The following is an 18921-nucleotide window of genomic DNA, read 5'->3' on the forward strand; positions in this document are numbered from 1 at the left end:
AAAATATGCTTACTATGACATTAGCAAAGGTAATTCAGCCGTTCCAAAATAAGGACCTTCTAGATAATCAACATAATCTTGGTTCTGTAACCAAGTAAACATGCTTTCATCAGCCACACCCGCTACAATAAATTCAATTTTCCAATTAGTTGCGATTTCACCCCAAAACTGAATGTCCTTACTCAACTCAGGCGGCATTCCAATAGCATCGGTCGTGGACTGAATGGTCAATTTGATTCCATCAATGTATTGCAAACTGGCATTAACTTGTTCAAAATGACGATTGCTACCAATTTGACTGAGTACGATTTTAATCCCACTTTCATGATAAAATGCTGCCATTGGAATCAATAGATCCAGCACTGGAATGCGATCAATCTCAATATACATAATTTCCGGACCATTCGGACTGTTAAAGAATTTAACTAATTTATCGGCAGTAGTCTGGTTAAGAAAGTTAGCGATCGATAACGACACAACGATCGACTGACAGCGACTATTGACTAAGACATCACGCATCAATTCAATCCGCGTATTAATATTCAAATGCCGCTGTTCTGGAATCACCCAAGTTTGTTTCTCACGATCATAGCGCCGCAAAGTTAATTCATTAGCTGCTCGCCGCTCATCGGCATCACGACCGCTAGTATAAATCCCCTCAACAAAATAAGCATAATTTTCCCGCTTTGAATCATCTTGTAGTTGCTGCGTTTTGCCATCGACGGTGATCGTATCCCGACCATTCTTTTTACTAATATATAATGAATGATCGGCACGCTTATAAACATCATCAGGTGATTGATCGTGATCTACTAATTCCGTCAAGCCAAAGGATACGGTAATTTTGATCGTGTCCTTATCATAGACGTACTCAGCAGCACGCACGGTCCGCCAACAATGGATCAAGATCGCTAATATTTCCTGCGCCGAACTATCAGGAAAGACTAAAGTGAATTCCTCGCCACCCGTACGATAAAGTTGATAATTTTCACTATATTGCAATAGAACACGCTTTAGGGCGTTAGCAACCTCAGTTAATACTTGGTTACCGGCTAAATGACCATATTGATCATTGATCAACTTAAAATGATCAATATCCATCATGGCAATTGCCAACGGTTGATGCCCAGTACGTGCAATCCCAAAGGCGTTAAAGATCTCTTTCTGATAAGCCGTAAAATTCTTGGTATTAGTCAAACGATCATAATTGGCTTGATGAGCAACTTGCTCATTGTGCGCCCATAAATTCTGCTGTCGCCCAGTAGACAATTTCATGACGAAGAACATCAAAACAGCTTCGATTGAAACTGCTGGCGTCATAACCATGCTGGCCGAATGGGTCGGTAGCGTAAACCAAAAATCGATTGCCACAATTGACGATACTAATAAGCGTAACGGGAAGCGCGATTCGATCGTATGCCGAAAACGCCAGACCACAACCAAAATAATCACCAGAATGATCATTGAAATGGCAAAACGATCAACCATAAAGTGACCCATATGGTGCATTGCCCAAACCGTGATCAACGCCACACAACGAATCAAATACTCACCAAAATTAATTTCTTCATCAAGCAACGAGAAAACTAAGATGAACAGACCAATATTATGGTACATCATTGAAGTGCTACCGCCGAGATAACCAGCAAAATGTAATATCGAGCCTAACCCGATAGCTAAAACAATCAAAGCGACCCGTAACCAAATACGTTCGGTACGCGAACGCTCCGAATCACTAAATGCACGATTCCAAACTTCAGTATAAAAGCTTACGAACCCCGCAATAAAAAATATTGCGACGGTCAGCTGTGCTGCCCATGACATCGCAACTACTAATAGATTTGTTCCATCTTCCACTGTGTGGTCCCCCAATACGAACAGGATACCGACCTTTAGCTATTAGATAACGCATAATACTAGCGCATGATTAAAGCCCTAGATATCAATTACCTAGGGAGTACTAAAAGCCACTATCACTGCAAAAATTACTTTAGTTGTGACATTAAATACTAATCGAACTGAACTGGTCATCAATGGACTATACCAATATACAAAGAATATCTTTATGCATCTGGCATTGATTTGAGCGAACGCAATTGCATTTCCGCTGACAAACCACACCCAAAAATAACGATTGATCAGTATAATAAAATATTTATAGAAAAATAAAATAAAAATTTATTTGCCAATAATTTTTCAATTATTTATTCAACAAAAATGAATAGTTAGAACTACTATATAAGCTAAGCAGCACACGTTATATCTAAATTAAAAAGTCTCGGTAGCCCCTATTTATTAGCGCTTTCAAGAAAATGAAGCACTTGCTAGGTCTAACTAAACAATCACCAATAATTAAATAGTATACCCAAAATCAGTTTTAAGTCACTGAAGTGAACCCCCGGTATTGGACCAAAATCCAATACCGGGGGTTTTACTATGACCAAATATACCAAGCAGTTTAAACTACATGTTGTTCAAGACTATCTGACTTCTTCATTAGGTTTTATCTTGATCGCCAGAAAGTACCAGATCAAAAGTCATGCGACCGTTAATAAATGGGTCCGGCAATACCAGCGTTTCGGTGTTAGGGGGCTTGAGGTTCGCCGACCAGAGAAAGTTTATGATGGCACTTTTAAGGTGACTGTTTTAAACTGGATGAAAACGAATCAGGCATCCATAACTGAAACTGCCCTTAACTTTGATATTTCTGCGCCGTCAACTATTTGGCAATGGCAACGAACTTTCGAAAATGAAGGTCTTGATGCCTTGTTTCGTAACCGAGGACGGTCAAAAATTATGTCAGCTGATAAACAAAGCAAGAAAACGAAACAACCAGATGAATTAACCCGCTTACGTGACGAAAACGAATTACTAAAGATCGAGAATGAATACCTAAAAAAATTGAAGGCCTTGGCTCAATCACAAGTAGACAACGAGCACAAATCATCCAAGAACTAAGGCCTAATTATCGGCTCGGTAAGATCCTTAAAGTCGTTGGCATGGCCAAGAGCACCTATAGCTACGCGATAAAGTCTGTCCCAACTGAAAACGATCCGGATGCGATCCTTAAACAAACCATTACAGACATTAAAGCTAACGCGACTGCGGCCGGTTACCGCCAGGTCACTGGCCAATTGGGTGAAATGGGGCTGGTGGTCAATCATAAGAAAGTCCTGCGTTTAATGCGTGAACTAAACCTGTTATCAACGGCATATAATAAGCAAACCCGTAAGTATAATTCTTACAAAGGAACGGTTGGAGCTGTCGCTAAGAATCGACTTAAACGACGCTTTATGACCAATCGACCGTATCAAAAGTTAACGACGGATATTACTGAGCTTCGTTGGGGCAATAAAACGATTGAAGAACGGGCTTACTTTACGTGTGTTTATGATCTATTTTCCGGTGAAGTCCTGAGCCATGATATTGCTTTAAAACCAACTGTGACGTTCACCACCGATGTTTTAACAACAGCGATCAACCTGATTCCCAAACAACTAGGTTATCGGACAACGGTCCACTCTGACCAAGGCTTTCAATATCAAAATCCACGTTGGGTCCGTATTTTAAAGCAACAACATCTTTTCCAGAGTATGTCACGCAAAGCAACCTGCTTAGATAATGCGGCCATGGAAAGCTTTTTTCACATTCTAAAAGCAGAAGTTTATGATCAAAGACAGTTCGATACCTTGGCGGAATTAACCCAAGCCGTAGCGAACTGGATTCAATATTATAATTTCACGAGAATCAAAACAAAACTGGGTGGTAAGAGCCCGGTTAAATACCGTGTTCTTACCACCCAGAAAGTTGCTTAAAGTTTCGTCCAATATTTGGGGTTCACTTCACACTATTATTTTTTTATTTATATGATTATCATACCACTATTTTTAAAATCAATATATTGTATTTCAAGTTATTTATTTAGAAAAGCAAAAAGTTCAGTGATTTTATGTTGCTAAATAACATAAAATCACTGAACTCTATTTCCGCCTGATCAACCTAGCGTTTCAAATAAATCATTTAAAGCTTCACTCATCGTTGGATGGGCAAAGATTTGATCACGCAGTACTTGGTATGGTAAATGATGATGCATCGCTAATGAGATCAAATTGATCACCTCATAGGCTTCTTCACAATACAAGGTTGCACCAAGGATTTGATCATCCGCCGCAACTAATGCTTTCAAATAGCCAGCTGGATTACCTAAAATATGTGCTTTAGGCATTGCCCCTGCCGGGATTTTGGCCACACGATAAGCAATTCCCTGTGCTTTAGCTTGTTCCTCATTTAAACCAATTGTTGACAATGGTGGGTTTAAAAAGACCGTATGCGGTACTAATTCTTGTTCCTGCAGTGATTTTTTACCAGCTCCCTTTAGTTGATCATAAACGATGCGATAATCGTCTAAAGAAATATAAGTAAACTGTGCCCCACCGCGAACATCCCCCATCGCCCAAACATTCGCAACCGTTGTCCGTAAATGATCGTCAACAACAATACCGTGTGCATCAGTTTTAATTGCGGTATTTTCTAAACCTAAGCCAGCAATATTAGCTGCACGCCCGGTTGCAACTAATATCGTATCGGCGACAAACGTCTGCGGCTGACCAGCAACAGTTGCTGTAATCTCAGCATGCGTACCCACATCAGTGACTCGAGTAACCTGAGCGTCTTGAACTACCTCAATGCCAGCTTGATCAAACTGTGCATGGACAGTTTGGGCGACTTCACGCTCATCACGAGCCATGAACTGTGCTTTATTGTCTAAAATTGTAACCTGAGCCCCAAATTGCTGATAAGTCGTTGCAAATTCCAGACCGATATAGCCGCCACCGATAATAACTAATTTCTGTGGTAACCTTGCCTGATCAAGCATTTCTGTACTGGTGACCATAAATTTACTATCAACTAATCCAGGAATAGCTGGCAAAATTGCTTTAGCCCCAGTATTGATGAAAATTCGTTCGCCATGAACTTGTTCAGTCTGACCATTAGCATAACTAACCGTCAAGGTATGCTCATCAATAAATTTAGCCCAGCCGGTCAAAACCGTGACCGCTGGAAGATCGGCAATTTTGTGCAAATTTTTTGTTCGTAAACCACCGATCACACTACGCTTGTTTAAAACTGCCTGCTGATAGTTGCGAGTTTGAGTGCCCACTACCGGCGCCATCGATAATGTATAAAGTAATTTCGATGGGATACAGGCAATATTGATACAAGTCCCACCATACATCTGATCAGAGCCTTCGATCATGACCACCGATTCACCCGCTTGCGCTAATTTAAACGCTAAAGTCTTAGCCGCCTTGCCAAAACCGATAAAAACATTCTTTGCTTCACGCATATTATGACCTCCATTATCCGATTGAGACCTATTTACGTTTTAAAGGTAGCACAACCTATTTAAATGTTAAAACAATTAGCTTGTGCACAACAGAATGTAACTAAAAACACCCAACTCACTATATCGTAAGCTGGGTGTCCTTTTAAAATGGAAAACGTACCATCTCGGTGTGGGCACGGCGAGACAGTACGTTAGTGAAGTTTTAATCACCAATTTTTATCAAAACTTAAAGGTTATTCTGATAAAAGTTAATGAAAAAATACCTTGAAAATACTATAACACCTTACGTCGCGTTTTACAACTACTTCAGGTTACATTTTCTTAACAAAAAGTTCAATCTAATACTGATTGCGCGCCAATTAAAACGGTCACATCAACTGTGATCTGCGGAAATGGTTGTGCCAGTAGCTGTTGTAGCTGCTCCGGTGTGGCTTGCCAATGAAGCGGTGTCATCAAAACAAGATCAGCGAAATTTTCTGGGGGAATCGTAAATTGGTAACGAACGCGCTGTGCGGTTACTTGGCGATAACTCTCTTTAAAATGGGCTAGTACTTTCTCATTAGAATAAACTGCCCGCCGGTCACCAGCAAATAAGGCTTGGCGCAATTCACTGAGATAATCAGTATTTGGGATCACTTTGATCACTTGTGCATCTGGCCGCATAATTCGGGCAAACTCCCGATAATTAGATGGTGAAAAAATATTCAAAATAACGTCAAATGTTGCGGCATTAAATGGTAGGTGCGCTAGATCCGCCACACAGAAAAAAGCCGCCGTATCTTGCTGCGTTGCTAAGTTGACCCCCGCTTTAGAAATATCAAACCCGATTGCCGTTTTCAAGTCGGCTTCCAGCTTATGTAGCGGCGTCCCCTCGCCACAGCCGACATCCAAGCCAACACCTGCTTTGGGTAGCTTTTCCCGTACCACATCCAAAAAGCCATCAAATAAGCCTGCTTGCAAAATTCGTCGCCGACTGGCTAACATTGCTGCGTCATACTCACTTTGCACTTGTCGCTGTAGAAAATATAGGGTGCCTTTTTTGCTGAGGTCTAATTGATGACCGTTGGGACAACTCAAACTGTTCTCGATAACTGCATGATAAGCCTCGTGACAAACCGGACATTGAAACAAATTAAGGTGCTGGCGCAAAAACTGCTGACCGCGCTCAATTTTCTTCATTCAAAAATCATTCCTCTAAGTTATTTATGGTACTTCATATTCTACACTGTTATCGCTCAAAGCAAAACACACGAACAATAAATCGAATCAATATAATATTATCCGTTTTTAGTATTGACGTTAGCTTGAAATTGGGTTAGTCTATCTAAGGAACGAAAAATGTGACATTATTTAAAGTTATTGTTCGTGTTTATGTAAATGATGCGCAATTATGAGGAGTTGGCTTACATGCAAGTATTTGATTACGAAGATATTCAATTAGTCCCTAATAAGTGTATCGTTGATAGTCGTTCAGAATGTGATACCCGGGTTACATTTGGGCCACGTACATTCAAAATACCCGTTGTACCAGCTAATATGCAGACAATTATCGACGCACCCCTAGCAAAAGATCTGGCCAATAATGGCTATTTCTACGTGATGCATCGCTTCGAACCGGCAACCCGCGCTGATTTCATTCGTGATATGCATCAAGCTAATCTATTTGCTTCAATTAGTGTCGGCGTTAAACCCGAAGAATATGACTTTATCGAACAATTGGCCACAGCCAAGCTGAATCCAGAATATATCACCATCGATATTGCTCACGGTCATAGTCAACGGGTGATCGACATGATTCAACATATCAAGCGCCACTTGCCGGACAGCTTTGTAATTGCCGGTAATGTAGGCACTCCTGAAGGCGTGCGGGAATTAGAAAATGCTGGTGCCGATGCAACTAAAGTTGGTATTGGCCCCGGCAAGGTTTGTATTACTAAGATCAAAACTGGTTTCGGTACTGGCGGCTGGCAATTAGCAGCACTACGTTTATGCGCCAAAGCAGCTAGTAAACCGATCATTGCCGATGGTGGTGTGCGAACTGATGGTGACATCGCTAAATCAATTCGCTTTGGTGCTAGTATGGTCATGATCGGTTCCCTTTTTGCCGGCCACAAACAGTCACCGGGTAAAACAATCGAACGGGATGGCGAACTTTTCAAAGAATATTTTGGCTCCGCTTCGGAATACCAAAAAGGCGCACATCACAATGTCGAAGGTAAAAAAATGTTAGTCACTTATAAAGGTGATATCGCCGATACTTTAGTTGAAATGCAAGAAGATCTGCAATCGGCAATTTCATATGCTGGTGGCAAAGATCTAAAAGCGTTAACTAAAGTTGATTACGTAATCGTTAAAAATTCGATTTTTAACGGCGATCAATATTAAAATATATCAATAGAAGGCTCCCTTTACCGGCTTATTTACGCTAAAATAATTTATTTTTACTCATAACCAAAAGCACGAAATATGGCAGTCAAGTGTGCTGCGTATTTCGTGCTTTTTTAAATTAAATCCTTTTCAAATCCATGATAGCGTTTTACAATGGATTTATTCTACAGGAAATCAGGCGTTACGATGCAAACATTTCAGGCAAACACTTATCACCTACCACCACTCGCTAGCGAATCAGCACAGGCTATGCGGCAAATTGTAAACGGCTTGGCCAAACCGATTGCCAGCTTAGGCCGTTTAGAGGAGCTTGCCATCCGCTTAGCCGGAATCGAGGCCACAACTAGCTTACGCTTACGGCAAAAAACACTTTTAGTTTTTGCCGCCGATCATGGTGTGACCGTAGAGCACGTTTCAGCAACACCAAAAAAAGTCACTATTGTTCAAGCCGGTAATATGTTGGCCGGACACACTGCCGTGGCTGCTTTAGCAATCGCAGCTCATTGTCAGGTTCAAGTGATCGATATTGGGATCGATTCGCAACGGACTTTTCCTAAGTTGATCAATGCCAAGATTGCTTATGGTACACAAAATATTGCCCAAGGCCCCGCAATGACGCGTGAACAAGCCCTAAAATCGATTAAAATCGGCTATGCTACCGCCCTAGCTGCCATTAATAACGGAAGTGAAGTGTTGGCCGTGGGTGAGTTAGGTGTGGGTAACACCACCACTGCCTCTGCCGTTGTTGCCGCCTGCTTACAATGTAATGCTGCCGAAGTCGTCGGTCGTGGCTCTAATATTTCCGATGCCAAATTGGCCCATAAAATATCGATCGTTCAGCAAGCATTGACGCGCAATCAACCTGATCCCACTGATCCAATCGATATTTTAGCCAAAGTTGGTGGCTTCGAATTTGGCGGTAAAGTCGGTGCCATGTTAGCTGCCGCCGAACATCACACACCTCTGATTTTAGACGGCTTTATTTCCTATGCTGCCGCATTATTGGCACAAAAAATAGCACCAACCATCACTGATTACTTGGTGCCATCCCATGTTTCGCATGAAAAAGGTTCGCAGCGCGCTTTACAACAGCTTGGACTGGAACCCTACTTTGATCTACAATTATGTGTCGGCGAAGGTACCGGCGCCGTTATGCTGATGCCTTGGCTGGATGAACTTGCTGCGATCCTTACCCACATGAATACCTTAGCCGACATGGCGATCATTTATAAAAAATAAATGGTAGACCGTGCCTTAATCGTCTGTCTTGTAACTAATCTTAGTGCCCACATGAAAAGCAGGCTTAACCGTTGTGGTCAAATAAACGCCGTTACCTAGTCGATCTGAAGCTGGTAGCGGTGCAAATAATAAGGTGATATGACCGATTGTCTGCAGATTTTGATTGGCGACATCACCAACGTATGCAATCGTATAAGTGTTTTCATCGATCGTGATCGTATCGCCTTCCGCCAAGGCCAACGTCTTCATTGCCGCTGGCTCACTAAATTCTTGGATCACCGCAATGTCTTGTAACTCAGGCGTTGCTTCTTGGTCAAATAAAATAACTAATGGATCTTCATTTTCAATGGCATGGTTGCCGATTGCAATAACCGTGCTCGTAACTGTACTCATAAAATTTTTCCTCCAATTAAGGTGACGCTTTCAATTAAATTGGCCACCACTACTCATTGCCATTAGTGTATCACAAAAACAGTACCCTCGTTACTCTTTTCCGTGTCTAACCAACTATGCTAAGATAGTGTTAAACGTACTATAAAATAACTGTGAGTCGAAACACAGCTTAATTGATCAACAAACCTAAGCAAGAAGGGATGTTTTATTTTGTCAGTAAAATTATTATTGGGTAGTTACACCCGCAATGCCGGCACTGGTATCTATCAAACCACTTTAGATGTAGAAAAAAAGCAATTAGCACAACCATCAGCTTACATTACGGCCGGCAATCCTACTTATCTGGCCGTTTCACAAGCAAAGCGCTTGTATAGTGTCTTAGCCGAAAAAGATGCTGGTGGCTTAGTCGCTTATGATCTAGCTGATTTTAATGCACCGAAATTGATCAATAAATCAGTTCAACCCGGCTCATCACCTGCATACGTAGCGGTCGATGAAGCACGCCAGTTAGTCTATTCAGCAAAATACCACAGTGGTCAATTATTGATCCACCGTGTTTTGCCTGATGGCGGCCTTGAATTAGTGACAACCGTTACCGATCATGGTCACGGACCAAAACCAGAACAAGACGGTGCACACGTTCATTTTGCCGATTTGACTCCTGATCAACGTTTAGTCACTTGTGATCTGGGCACCGATGAAGTCCACACTTATGATGTCACCGCAGATGGACAAGTTACTGAAGTGGCCGTTTACCAAACTGCCGCTGGATTTGGTCCACGCCATATCGTCTTCCACCCAACTGCACCGATCGCTTATTTAGCTGGAGAATTAGGTAGTGCTGTTGAAGTATTGAATTATGACGCTACCACTGGCCGTTTCACTCATTTACAGACGATCGCAACAATACCCGCTGAACACACGACTCATAATGGTGCTGCCGCGATTCGTATTTCCGCTGATGGTCGTTTCTTATATGTTTCGAATCGCGGTCACGACTCACTAGCTGGCTTTGCGATCAAAGCAGATTACAGCTTAAAATTACAACAATTAATCGCAACCGAAGGCGAATTCCCCCGCGATTTTGCTTTTGATCCAACCGAAAAATTTGTTGTCTGTGCAAATCAAAATACCAGCAATCTAACATTGTTTGCACGTGACGCTAAAACTGGTAAACTAAGCTTACTACAAAAAGATATCGCTTGTACTGAACCAGTTTGCGTGCGCTTTTTGAATTTTTAATTGAAACAATAAAGGAGCTTATCATGCTGATCAAAGAAGTTTGTCTTGAAAACTTTACCAACTTACCACAAGCCATTCGTCAAGGTGCTAATCGCATCGAGCTGTGCGATAACCTAGCCGTTGGTGGGACGACCGTTAGCCACGGTGTAATGGCCGAAACAATGCGTTACGCTCATGAAAAAGACGTTCCCGTTTTTACGATGATTCGGCCACGCGGTGGTAATTTTGTTTATAACGATTTAGAATTACGCATGATGGAGGCTGATCTTTTTACGGCGCAACAATTAGGCGCCGATGGTGTGGTCTTTGGATGCTTAACTAGTGATCATCAGATCGATGAAGAAGCTATGGAAATGCTGCTTGGAGCAGCCGGTGGCATGGAAGTTACTTTCCATATGGCTTTTGACGAAATTGCTGCGGACCAACAGCCTGCAGCAATTGATTGGCTAGCTGAACATCAAGTAACCCGTATTTTGACGCATGGTGGCCCATTAACCGAACCACTTAATATTGCCGCATTAAAGCAAACAATTGCGACAGCTAATGGTCGGCTAACGATCTTACCTGGTGGCGGGATCACTGCCGATAACGCAACTGAATTAGCTACAGAATTAGGTATCCCAGAAGTGCATGGTACCAAAGTTGTTGGTACATTAGGTTGATCAAAAACTCTTGATTTAGTGTGATGAACACGAAGATCAAGAGTTTTTTGATACGCTTTTAAGGCCTTTTCGTAGCTCCATTTTGTTCGTCCCTTTATTGGTCACAAAAAAACGCCTAGTATTTTCACAATACTAGACGACTCACTAAAAAATTTATTGCCATTTTTCGTGAATGAATTGTTCCCGTCCGCCCTGTTCCTCAATCGCATAGCGCCAAGCATTCTTCTTGTAGAAATCTTGGTGTTCTGCTTCGGCTGGATAAAAAGGTTGGGCGTCTTCGATTTGAGTGACGATTGGCTTATCAAAACGACCACTGGCCGCTAATTTAGCCTTAGAAGCTTCAGCAATTTGCCGTTCTGCTTCATTACTTACAAAAATTACCGGCCGGTAACTGTCACCACGGTCCTGAAACTGTCCCATAGCATCAGTAGGGTCGGTTTGCCGCCAATAGCTTTCTACTAGCTGAGCGTAGGAAATAACGCTGGGATCATAGGTGATCTCAACCGCTTCCGTATGCCCAGTTGTATGACTAGCCACTTGTTCATAAGTCGGATTAGCCACTGTACCGCCAGTATAGCCAGAAACAACCTTTTCAATTCCTGGTTGGGTATCAAACGGCTTGACCATACACCAAAAACAGCCACCAGCAAAAATTGCTTTTTCCAAGTTGATTCCCTCCATTATTCAAATAAAAATTGATAATCGCCATAGCCTTGCGCTGTCAAGTCAGTTGCTGGGACAAAACGCAACGCTGCTGAATTAATACAGTAACGTAGCCCACCTTTATCAACGGGACCATCCGTAAAAACATGGCCTAAATGTGAATCAGCATTTTGACTACGAACTTCAGTACGAGCCATTCCCAACGAACGATCAACGTGCTGCTTGATCTGCTTTTTAGCGATTGGCTTAGTGAATGACGGCCAACCACAACCAGCATCATATTTATCAGTTGAACTAAATAACGGTTCGCCGCTGACAATATCAACAAAGATTCCCGGCTGATCAAAATTATCATATTTGCCACTAAATGGCCGTTCAGTTGCAGCATGCTGAGTCACCTCATATGCCTCATCACCGATTCGCTGCCGTAATTCTGCATCGTCTTTTGCCATCATAAAACCGCCTTTCAGTTATTCATTGTACACAATTTGTGTAGACTTTTATATTGAACTTAAATAGAGTTCACGTCAAACATCCAGCTTTTTTTATCACTGCAAAACAAAAATGATCTGCCAACGCAGACCGCTTGATTGTTACTGTACAAATGAGGCAATAAAATACTGGGCAATGCTGAAATAAATCAGCACACTGGTTAGATCACTTAAGGTGGAGATGAACGGACCACTGGCAACCGCTGGATCAAAGCCTAAGCGCGCCATCAAACCAGGAATAAAACTACCTGCTAGATTAGCGACGACAATGGCGCAACACATCGCCAGACCGATCACAAAGCCCAACGTAAAATTATGCTTCCAAACGCCAACCACCAACGTGATCGTAACACCGGTAACTACCCCAGTGATCAAACCAGTTATTAATTCCGCCAATAACGACTGAACAAAGCTGCGTTCCTGATCAGGAAAAGTTAAACGTCGTACCGCCACGGCTAAACTTTGGGTACCAGCATTCCCGGCCGTCCCCGTGATCAATGAAATAAATACCGCCAGCACACTTGCCTCACTTACCAAACTTTCATAGTGATTGATCAAACTGGCAGTTGACATCCCTAAGAATAGTAAAGTAATCAACCACGGTAACCGTTTGACTGCCGCTTTCAATGGATTCTCACTAGTATTTTCCACGTCAACACCGGCCAAACCAGAGTAATCAGATGCTGCTTCGTCATCGATAACATCGATAATATCATCAACCGTGATAATACCCAATAAATGATTCTCGTCATCAGTGACGGGAATCGCAAAGAAATTATAGTCACGGATCGTTTGGGCAACACTTTCTTGATCATCCGTTACCTGCACTGAGATCACCCGTTCATTCATGATCGTGCGCACTTTTTTAGTCTGGTCATTAACGATCAGATCACGTAACGAAATAATGCCGACTAAATGTTGCACCTCATCTAAAACGTAAATATAGTAGATCATTTCGGCATCTTCGGCCTTTTCACGCAAAGTTTGCATAGCGGAGGCCACAGTTTGTTCTGCCACAATCGCCACAAATTCAGTGGTCATGATCGAGCCAGCAGTTTCATCATCATAATGCAGTAAGCTGCGCATATCCACTGCCGTCTGATGTGGCATCTGTGCTAGCAGCCGATTGACGGTTGCTTTATCCAAATGCTCCAAAATATCAACAGCATTATCAATATACATTTCAGTCAGCATCTGCGCCGCAAATTCAGGGCGCATTTCGGCTAAGAACACCGTCAGCTGTGCCTCATCATCGTCAATATCATCAAAAAAGTCCCCGACTTCACTTGCACTAAGTACTTTATATAAGGCCATTCGCTCCGAACGGTTTAAGCCAAGAAAAAATTGCGCTTGCTCCCAAGTATGCAACTCTAAAAAAGCCGCATGAAAAGCAGTGGGATCATTAGCAGCCAACAAGCGTTTTAAATGGCGCAGCTGAGTCAACCAAACCTTATTTTCTATATCTGCCAATTTTCCTCGCCCCTTTACTTATTTGAGAGTATTCAATAATACTTGTAGATCTGCCGGTAGTGGACTCGCCAGATCCAAATCCTTTGCCAAAAATGGCTGATAAAAATGTAACTGAGCACAATGTAGTGCTGGTCGTTGTAAATTTATTATTTGTGGTCCTTGATAGAGTTGATCACCAAGTAGTGGATGTCCAATTGCCGCGAAATGAACCCTGATTTGATGAGTCCGACCAGTATGCAATCGGACTTTGACCAGTGCCGCATTCTTAAACTGCTGCTGGCACCAATATTCAGTCAAAGCGCTACGCCCACCGACAGCAGTCGTCCGCTCAATAAACGACCAAGGGGCTCGTTTGATTGGAAAAGTGATCCGATTGTGAGTATAAGTCAGCTGCCCTTGTACCACTGCTAAATACGTCTTTTGCAATTGTTGTGTGTGCAATTGTTCGCTTAATAACGTATGCGCAAAAGCGTGTTTGGCAAAAATCATCAAGCCTGATGTTCCCCGATCCAATCGCGTCACAATATGAATACCTTGATTTGCATAACCTTGCCGCTGGTAATAACCTAACACACGATTGGCCATCGTGTCCTTAGGATAAATATGACTAGGCAGCGAAGCCACCTGGGCAGGTTTATCGACAACCAGAATATGCTCATCTTCCCAAACCACTTTTAACGGTGTTGCTGATGCCGTCAATGTAGCCGGCGCACCTTCCGGCGGTAATTGGACTGTCAGTGTTTGACCAGTTGTCAACAGCGTCCGCACTGTTACTGGCTGCTGTTCAACACTTAGTTGACCACCATGAAATTTAATTTTCTTGAGTAAAGTACGCGAGATTCCCTGGGCCGTTAAAAAAGTACGCACACTTTGCGGCGCTGCACCGAAATATTGCCATGTAAAAATCATCCGTGCTGCTTCTCGCCAATAAAAGCGTCCTCAACCCGATTCCAGAAATGCGTATGTCGATAACCCGCAAAAGAGATTCGTTGCTTAGCGATTTGATAACGGATCGCCGTGATCAATCGTTTTTTGGGGGCGAAGCGATCAACGGTCATTACATAATCATCCTTACCCTTAGGATCGGGATACAAGTCGATCCATTCATCAGGGGCGATCACAACAGGCGCACTTAACGTCCGGAAAACACGATTATTGATCGACGCGATCTCGGCTAACTGAATTGCTTCTAAGCGTGGATGCAAAACAGCGCCGCCAATTGATTTATTGTATGCCGTTGAACCCGTTGGTGTTGATATACACAAGCCATCACCACGAAAACTTTCAAACAGTTCATCGCGAATATAAACATCAGTAACCATGGTTGCCGAAACTCGTTTCAAAGTCGATTCATTCAGTGCTAAATAATGGGTCACTGAATTATCCCCAGCATAACGAACGCCAACATCTAATAATGGATAACTGATGATCTGCTCACTGCCATCACCCTTTAAACTCGCAACCAATTCATCTAACTCATAATCACGCCAATCAGTATAGAAACCTAAGTGCCCCGTATGCACCCCGATAAAACGGACGCGATCTAACATATGTGCGTATTCATGAAAAGCAGACAATAACGTCCCATCGCCACCGATCGTAATCACAATTTCTGGATTATTTTTAACGACTGAAAAGCCCGCTCGCTTCAGCTTAGCAATTAAATCTGCCGCTGTGTGAACCGATTTAGTATTTGAATTATGAAATACGGTTATCCGCATACGAAAATCCCCTCTATCTCACTTAATAATGACAGTTTTTTAGGGAGTGTCAAGAAGTTTGTGTAAATGAAAATCCCTTCTCCTGGCAAAATAATGTATTAATCGAAAAGTGATTCTAACGTGTCTTTGACTTGACCAAATCCGCGATGGCTACGATTGAAGTACTTTTCGTTATAGCTTATGACTTGAACTCCAATGAAATTGTCTAAAGATTTTTCGTTTGGAAATTGTTCCTTTGGTTTGGTCTTGCGTTTGATTCTTTTGTTCAGTGATTCTAAGATATTGGTTGAATAAATTGTTGGTCGAATGGCCGGGGGAAAACTCAGGAAAGCTAATAGTTCATTTTCAATGGATTTAAGTTGCTGGATCAGATTGGAATACGATTTCCCCCATGCACCATAAAAATCATTTAAGATCTTGTGTGCTGCAGTTACATCGGTCGCTGAATGCAACTCTTTAAAGTCATTTAAGATCGCCTCACGATCTTTTAAACGCACATGCGAACCAATATTGCGCATAACATGTACTAGGCATCTTTGAAATTTAGCTTTCGGGAAAGCGTGCAATAATGCTGGCTGCAGACCAACCATTCCATCTGCAATGATCAACTGGACTTGTTCTAATCCACGTTTTTTAAGATCTTCTGCCATTTCTGACCAAACTCCTGCATTTTCACTTGGAGCGATTCGATAATCAAGAACTTCTTTGATGCCGACAGATGTAATACCTAAAGCAATATAGACCGCTTCTCTTTAAACTGAATCGCGGCGCAAAGGTAAGTAAGTTGCATCTAAGAAAAGACAAACATAGTTTGCCTTAATAGTTCGTTGATGAAAAGCTTCAATCTATTTTGTTACCTGAGCAGTGATATTAGAAACAGTAGTAGGTGAATAATAAGAGCCATACATTTTTTCAATCAAATCTGTAATTTCACGGGTCGTAACGCCCTTGGAATAAAGCTGAATGATTGTTGTTTCTAAAGCGTCCTGACGACGAGAATAGGCTGGAAGCAGGTGGTTATGAAAATGGCCTTTACGGTCACGCGGCACAGCAATTTTCAACTTACCATATTCAGAGTCAATTAAACGATAATACTGGCCATTACGAGAATTGCCAGTATTAAAGCCACTGCGGTCATAAGGATCATAACCAAGTAAGGCAGTTAGTTCAGCTTGCAAGATGTGATTAATAGCCGTTTCGAGTTGTTGACGAAAAAGTTCTTTAACATCGCCATTTGACAATAGAGTTTTGGTTAGATTTTTGGTAAACTGATCCATGGGGAATCCCTCCGTTTTGGTTTGATTTGGATGATTTAATCATACGGGGAAGGGATTCCCTTTTCAACAGGACTTTTATTCATTTACACACGCGTGGTGCTAGTTCGTCATAAAATCAAAAAAGCCTAAATTGTATACCAATATCGTCAATTCAATCTTTAATTGAAAACCAAATAGACTACGGGTGAGATTGGTTTCAATCCCAAATTGCTGGGCTAAAATTGAAAAGCGTGACTCTATTGTCCGCCGTAACGCCTTGAGTTGACGCTTATTATGCTGTTTAGCACCTTTCATATTAGAACGATAAGGCGTCCATAAGTTATAGCCTAGGGCCCTAAAACTGGTCTTGAGTTTTTTCCCAACATAACCAACATCGGCCAAAATATTGGGACAAGGACAACCGCTAATTAGCTCAGGCGCTACCTTAGCATCATGAACTGAGGCCGCCGTGATCACATAATTCAGAATATAGCCATTAGCCGTGACGACCATGTGGGTTTTAAACCCATAAAATGGCATTTTCTTGGTGGCATTATAGCCAATGTTGGCCTTCCCAGCAAAAATTCTAACTCTGAAATTACGAACTTTGGCACATAGTGGGTTGGGTAAACTGTCGATAATCGCTAGGTCGCCCGAATGAGCATAATCCTTAGTGATACCTGAGCGAATGGCATTGACTACTGCCAGTAATTGTTGCGCGCGGCGGTTGAAACGTGAACGTGATACCACCATTTGCCGCGGCATAAACGCTGCCATCAGATAATAGAAGCGGCGTTGCGATTGAATTCCCAGTGTGACTTGTAAGCACAGTAAAGCTAAAAGTTTAATATCAGTAATTTTAGTATGTTCAACGTTGCGCCGCTCAATGACGCTACGCGGACAATAACGCTGATAAAGCAATGAACATAACTGGTAAAAGTAATGGAAACTAACTTGTAATTCGTGACGATTTTGCTTAAACTTGAGGTGGTTCAACACAGTTATTACTCCTTTTAAGTTTTGTCACTTATGAGTCTAACTGGGTTGGACTTTTTTGTTAAATTTCTAAATGTTACAAACTAGCACCACACGTATTTACACAAACTATTTTATACTCTCGTTTTTTAGCTAAGCTCGCTAATAAACTTTTGATGTTCGCGGCGATGGCCATTCTTCTGGCACAAAACGTGCCGCAAGAAACATGACTAATTATCTTGAGGTGCAGTCGCCCCATCGTCGTTGTCATTGATTTGATTGCGTTCAATCGTTCCGTCAATCATCTGCTGACCTTTGCCGTAAGAAAATAGTTGCTGGGCCTCTTGAATTTCTTCACGAATGGCGGACATTTCTTGATCCAACATAAAAGCAGCTTCGGCGGCCCGCTTTAACCGTTCATTGATTTCATCAGGAAATTCACCTTGATATTTATAATTCAATGAATGCTCGATGGTTGCCCAGAAATTCATCGACAAAGTACGAATCTGAATTTCCGCCAGTAATTTTTTCTCACCATGAACTGTTTGTACCGGATACATAATCACCATATGGTAAGAACGGTACCCACTAGGCTTAACATTGGTAATATAGTCGCGCTCCTCAACCACTTCCATATCGGTCCGTTGATGAAGCAGATCAACGACTTGGTAAATATCCTCGACAAATTGGCACATGATCCGCAAACCAGCAATATCCTGTAGATCTTGTTCCATCAAGTCTTCACTGATCTGGCGACGATGCATTTTTTCAATAATACTATCCACGGGCTTGACCCGACCAGTTACAAATTCGATCGGCGTATGCGCATTTTCTTGTTGAAATTGTTTGCGCATCCCACGTAATTTGATTTTCAATTCGTCCACAGCTTGCTTATATGGCATTAAAAATAATTCCCAGTCCTTCGGCATCGCAACTGTCCCCATCCTTCTCGTTATTTGCACAATGTTAAACGCAAAATTGCGTAAATTACTACATGATACGTGTGGTGCTAGTTTGTAACATTTAGAAATTTAACAAAAAAGTCCAACCCAGTTAGACTCATAAGTGACAAAA

The 18921-nt window shown here is 42.0% G+C and carries 16 protein-coding genes and 1 pseudogene; 5 read left to right on the top strand and 12 right to left on the bottom strand.

The window, feature by feature from the left end; all coding sequences use genetic code 11:
• Positions 1-12 precede the first annotated feature (12 nt).
• A complete protein-coding gene (locus LC20001_RS10060; RefSeq protein WP_235804457.1) occupies positions 13-1857 on the bottom strand; it encodes a GGDEF domain-containing protein in 1845 nt (614 codons plus the stop codon).
• A 579-nt stretch (positions 1858-2436) separates the two neighbouring features.
• Here LC20001_RS10060 and LC20001_RS10065 point away from each other — a divergent pair.
• Positions 2437-3815, top strand: a protein-coding gene (locus tag LC20001_RS10065; RefSeq protein WP_099267149.1) for an IS3 family transposase whose coding sequence is annotated in 2 segments (ribosomal slippage) — positions 2437-2926 and positions 2926-3815 — 1380 coding nt in all. Because the reading frame shifts where the segments join, the coding sequence is not laid out codon by codon here.
• Positions 3816-3994: 179 nt separating this feature from the next.
• Here LC20001_RS10065 and LC20001_RS10070 read toward each other — a convergent pair.
• Both LC20001_RS10070 and LC20001_RS10075 read right to left on the bottom strand, forming a co-directional pair.
• Positions 3995-5347: an FAD-dependent oxidoreductase gene (locus tag LC20001_RS10070; RefSeq protein ID WP_010010142.1), complete on the bottom strand. Its 1353-nt coding sequence runs from the start codon at positions 5345-5347 to the stop codon at positions 3995-3997.
• A gap of 333 nt (positions 5348-5680) precedes the next feature.
• Entirely contained in the window at positions 5681-6526 is an 846-nt protein-coding gene (locus tag LC20001_RS10075) for a methyltransferase domain-containing protein (protein ID WP_010010144.1), read from the bottom strand.
• A gap of 228 nt (positions 6527-6754) precedes the next feature.
• Between LC20001_RS10075 and guaC the strand changes: the two genes are divergently transcribed.
• Positions 6755-7732 (top strand): GMP reductase, encoded by a 978-nt coding sequence (gene guaC, locus LC20001_RS10080; protein ID WP_003678891.1) that lies wholly within the window; start codon positions 6755-6757, stop codon positions 7730-7732.
• Between the two features lie 189 nt (positions 7733-7921).
• The gene (gene cobT, locus LC20001_RS10085; protein WP_010010146.1) at positions 7922-8974 is read left to right on the top strand and encodes a nicotinate-nucleotide--dimethylbenzimidazole phosphoribosyltransferase; all 1053 of its coding nucleotides are present in this window, start codon (positions 7922-7924) and stop codon (positions 8972-8974) included.
• A gap of 15 nt (positions 8975-8989) precedes the next feature.
• Here cobT and LC20001_RS10090 read toward each other — a convergent pair whose 3' ends face one another.
• Complete coding sequence (locus LC20001_RS10090; RefSeq protein ID WP_010010147.1) at positions 8990-9367, bottom strand: PTS glucitol/sorbitol transporter subunit IIA; 378 nt, start codon at positions 9365-9367, stop codon at positions 8990-8992.
• A 210-nt stretch (positions 9368-9577) separates the two neighbouring features.
• Here LC20001_RS10090 and LC20001_RS10095 point away from each other — a divergent pair, with 210 nt between their 5' ends.
• The gene (locus tag LC20001_RS10095; RefSeq protein ID WP_010010148.1) at positions 9578-10609 is read left to right on the top strand and encodes a lactonase family protein; all 1032 of its coding nucleotides are present in this window, start codon (positions 9578-9580) and stop codon (positions 10607-10609) included.
• 23 nt (positions 10610-10632) lie between these two features.
• On the top strand, positions 10633-11271 hold the full coding sequence (locus LC20001_RS10100) for a copper homeostasis protein CutC (RefSeq protein WP_010010149.1): 639 nt from the start codon (positions 10633-10635) through the stop codon (positions 11269-11271).
• A 153-nt stretch (positions 11272-11424) separates the two neighbouring features.
• Here the strand turns inward: LC20001_RS10100 and msrA are convergent, their stop codons facing one another.
• The 8 genes and pseudogenes from msrA to yjbM form a co-directional block, all read right to left on the bottom strand.
• Positions 11425-11937, bottom strand: a complete 513-nt coding sequence (gene msrA / locus LC20001_RS10105) for a peptide-methionine (S)-S-oxide reductase MsrA (RefSeq protein ID WP_010010150.1) — start codon at positions 11935-11937, stop codon at positions 11425-11427.
• Positions 11938-11951: 14 nt separating this feature from the next.
• On the bottom strand, positions 11952-12386 hold the full coding sequence (gene msrB, locus LC20001_RS10110; RefSeq protein ID WP_010010152.1) for a peptide-methionine (R)-S-oxide reductase MsrB: 435 nt from the start codon (positions 12384-12386) through the stop codon (positions 11952-11954).
• Positions 12387-12527: 141 nt separating this feature from the next.
• Complete coding sequence (gene mgtE, locus LC20001_RS10115) at positions 12528-13868, bottom strand: magnesium transporter (RefSeq protein ID WP_029507986.1); 1341 nt, start codon at positions 13866-13868, stop codon at positions 12528-12530.
• A gap of 45 nt (positions 13869-13913) precedes the next feature.
• Positions 13914-14804: an RluA family pseudouridine synthase gene (locus LC20001_RS10120; protein WP_010010154.1), complete on the bottom strand. Its 891-nt coding sequence runs from the start codon at positions 14802-14804 to the stop codon at positions 13914-13916.
• The gene (locus tag LC20001_RS10125) at positions 14801-15616 is read right to left on the bottom strand and encodes an NAD kinase (protein WP_010010155.1); all 816 of its coding nucleotides are present in this window, start codon (positions 15614-15616) and stop codon (positions 14801-14803) included. Before LC20001_RS10125 ends, LC20001_RS10120 begins: the two co-directional genes overlap by 4 nt.
• A 98-nt stretch (positions 15617-15714) precedes the next feature.
• A pseudogene (locus tag LC20001_RS10130) lies at positions 15715-16893 on the bottom strand (IS256 family transposase).
• 99 nt (positions 16894-16992) lie between these two features.
• Positions 16993-17871: an IS982 family transposase gene (locus LC20001_RS10135; RefSeq protein ID WP_010500113.1), complete on the bottom strand. Its 879-nt coding sequence runs from the start codon at positions 17869-17871 to the stop codon at positions 16993-16995.
• Positions 17872-18077: 206 nt separating this feature from the next.
• Positions 18078-18776: a GTP diphosphokinase gene (gene yjbM / locus LC20001_RS10140; protein WP_056943370.1), complete on the bottom strand. Its 699-nt coding sequence runs from the start codon at positions 18774-18776 to the stop codon at positions 18078-18080.
• Positions 18777-18921 lie beyond the last annotated feature (145 nt).

It is taken from the genome of Loigolactobacillus coryniformis subsp. coryniformis KCTC 3167 = DSM 20001, from assembly GCF_002706425.1.
Taxonomy (GTDB): domain Bacteria; phylum Bacillota; class Bacilli; order Lactobacillales; family Lactobacillaceae; genus Loigolactobacillus; species Loigolactobacillus coryniformis.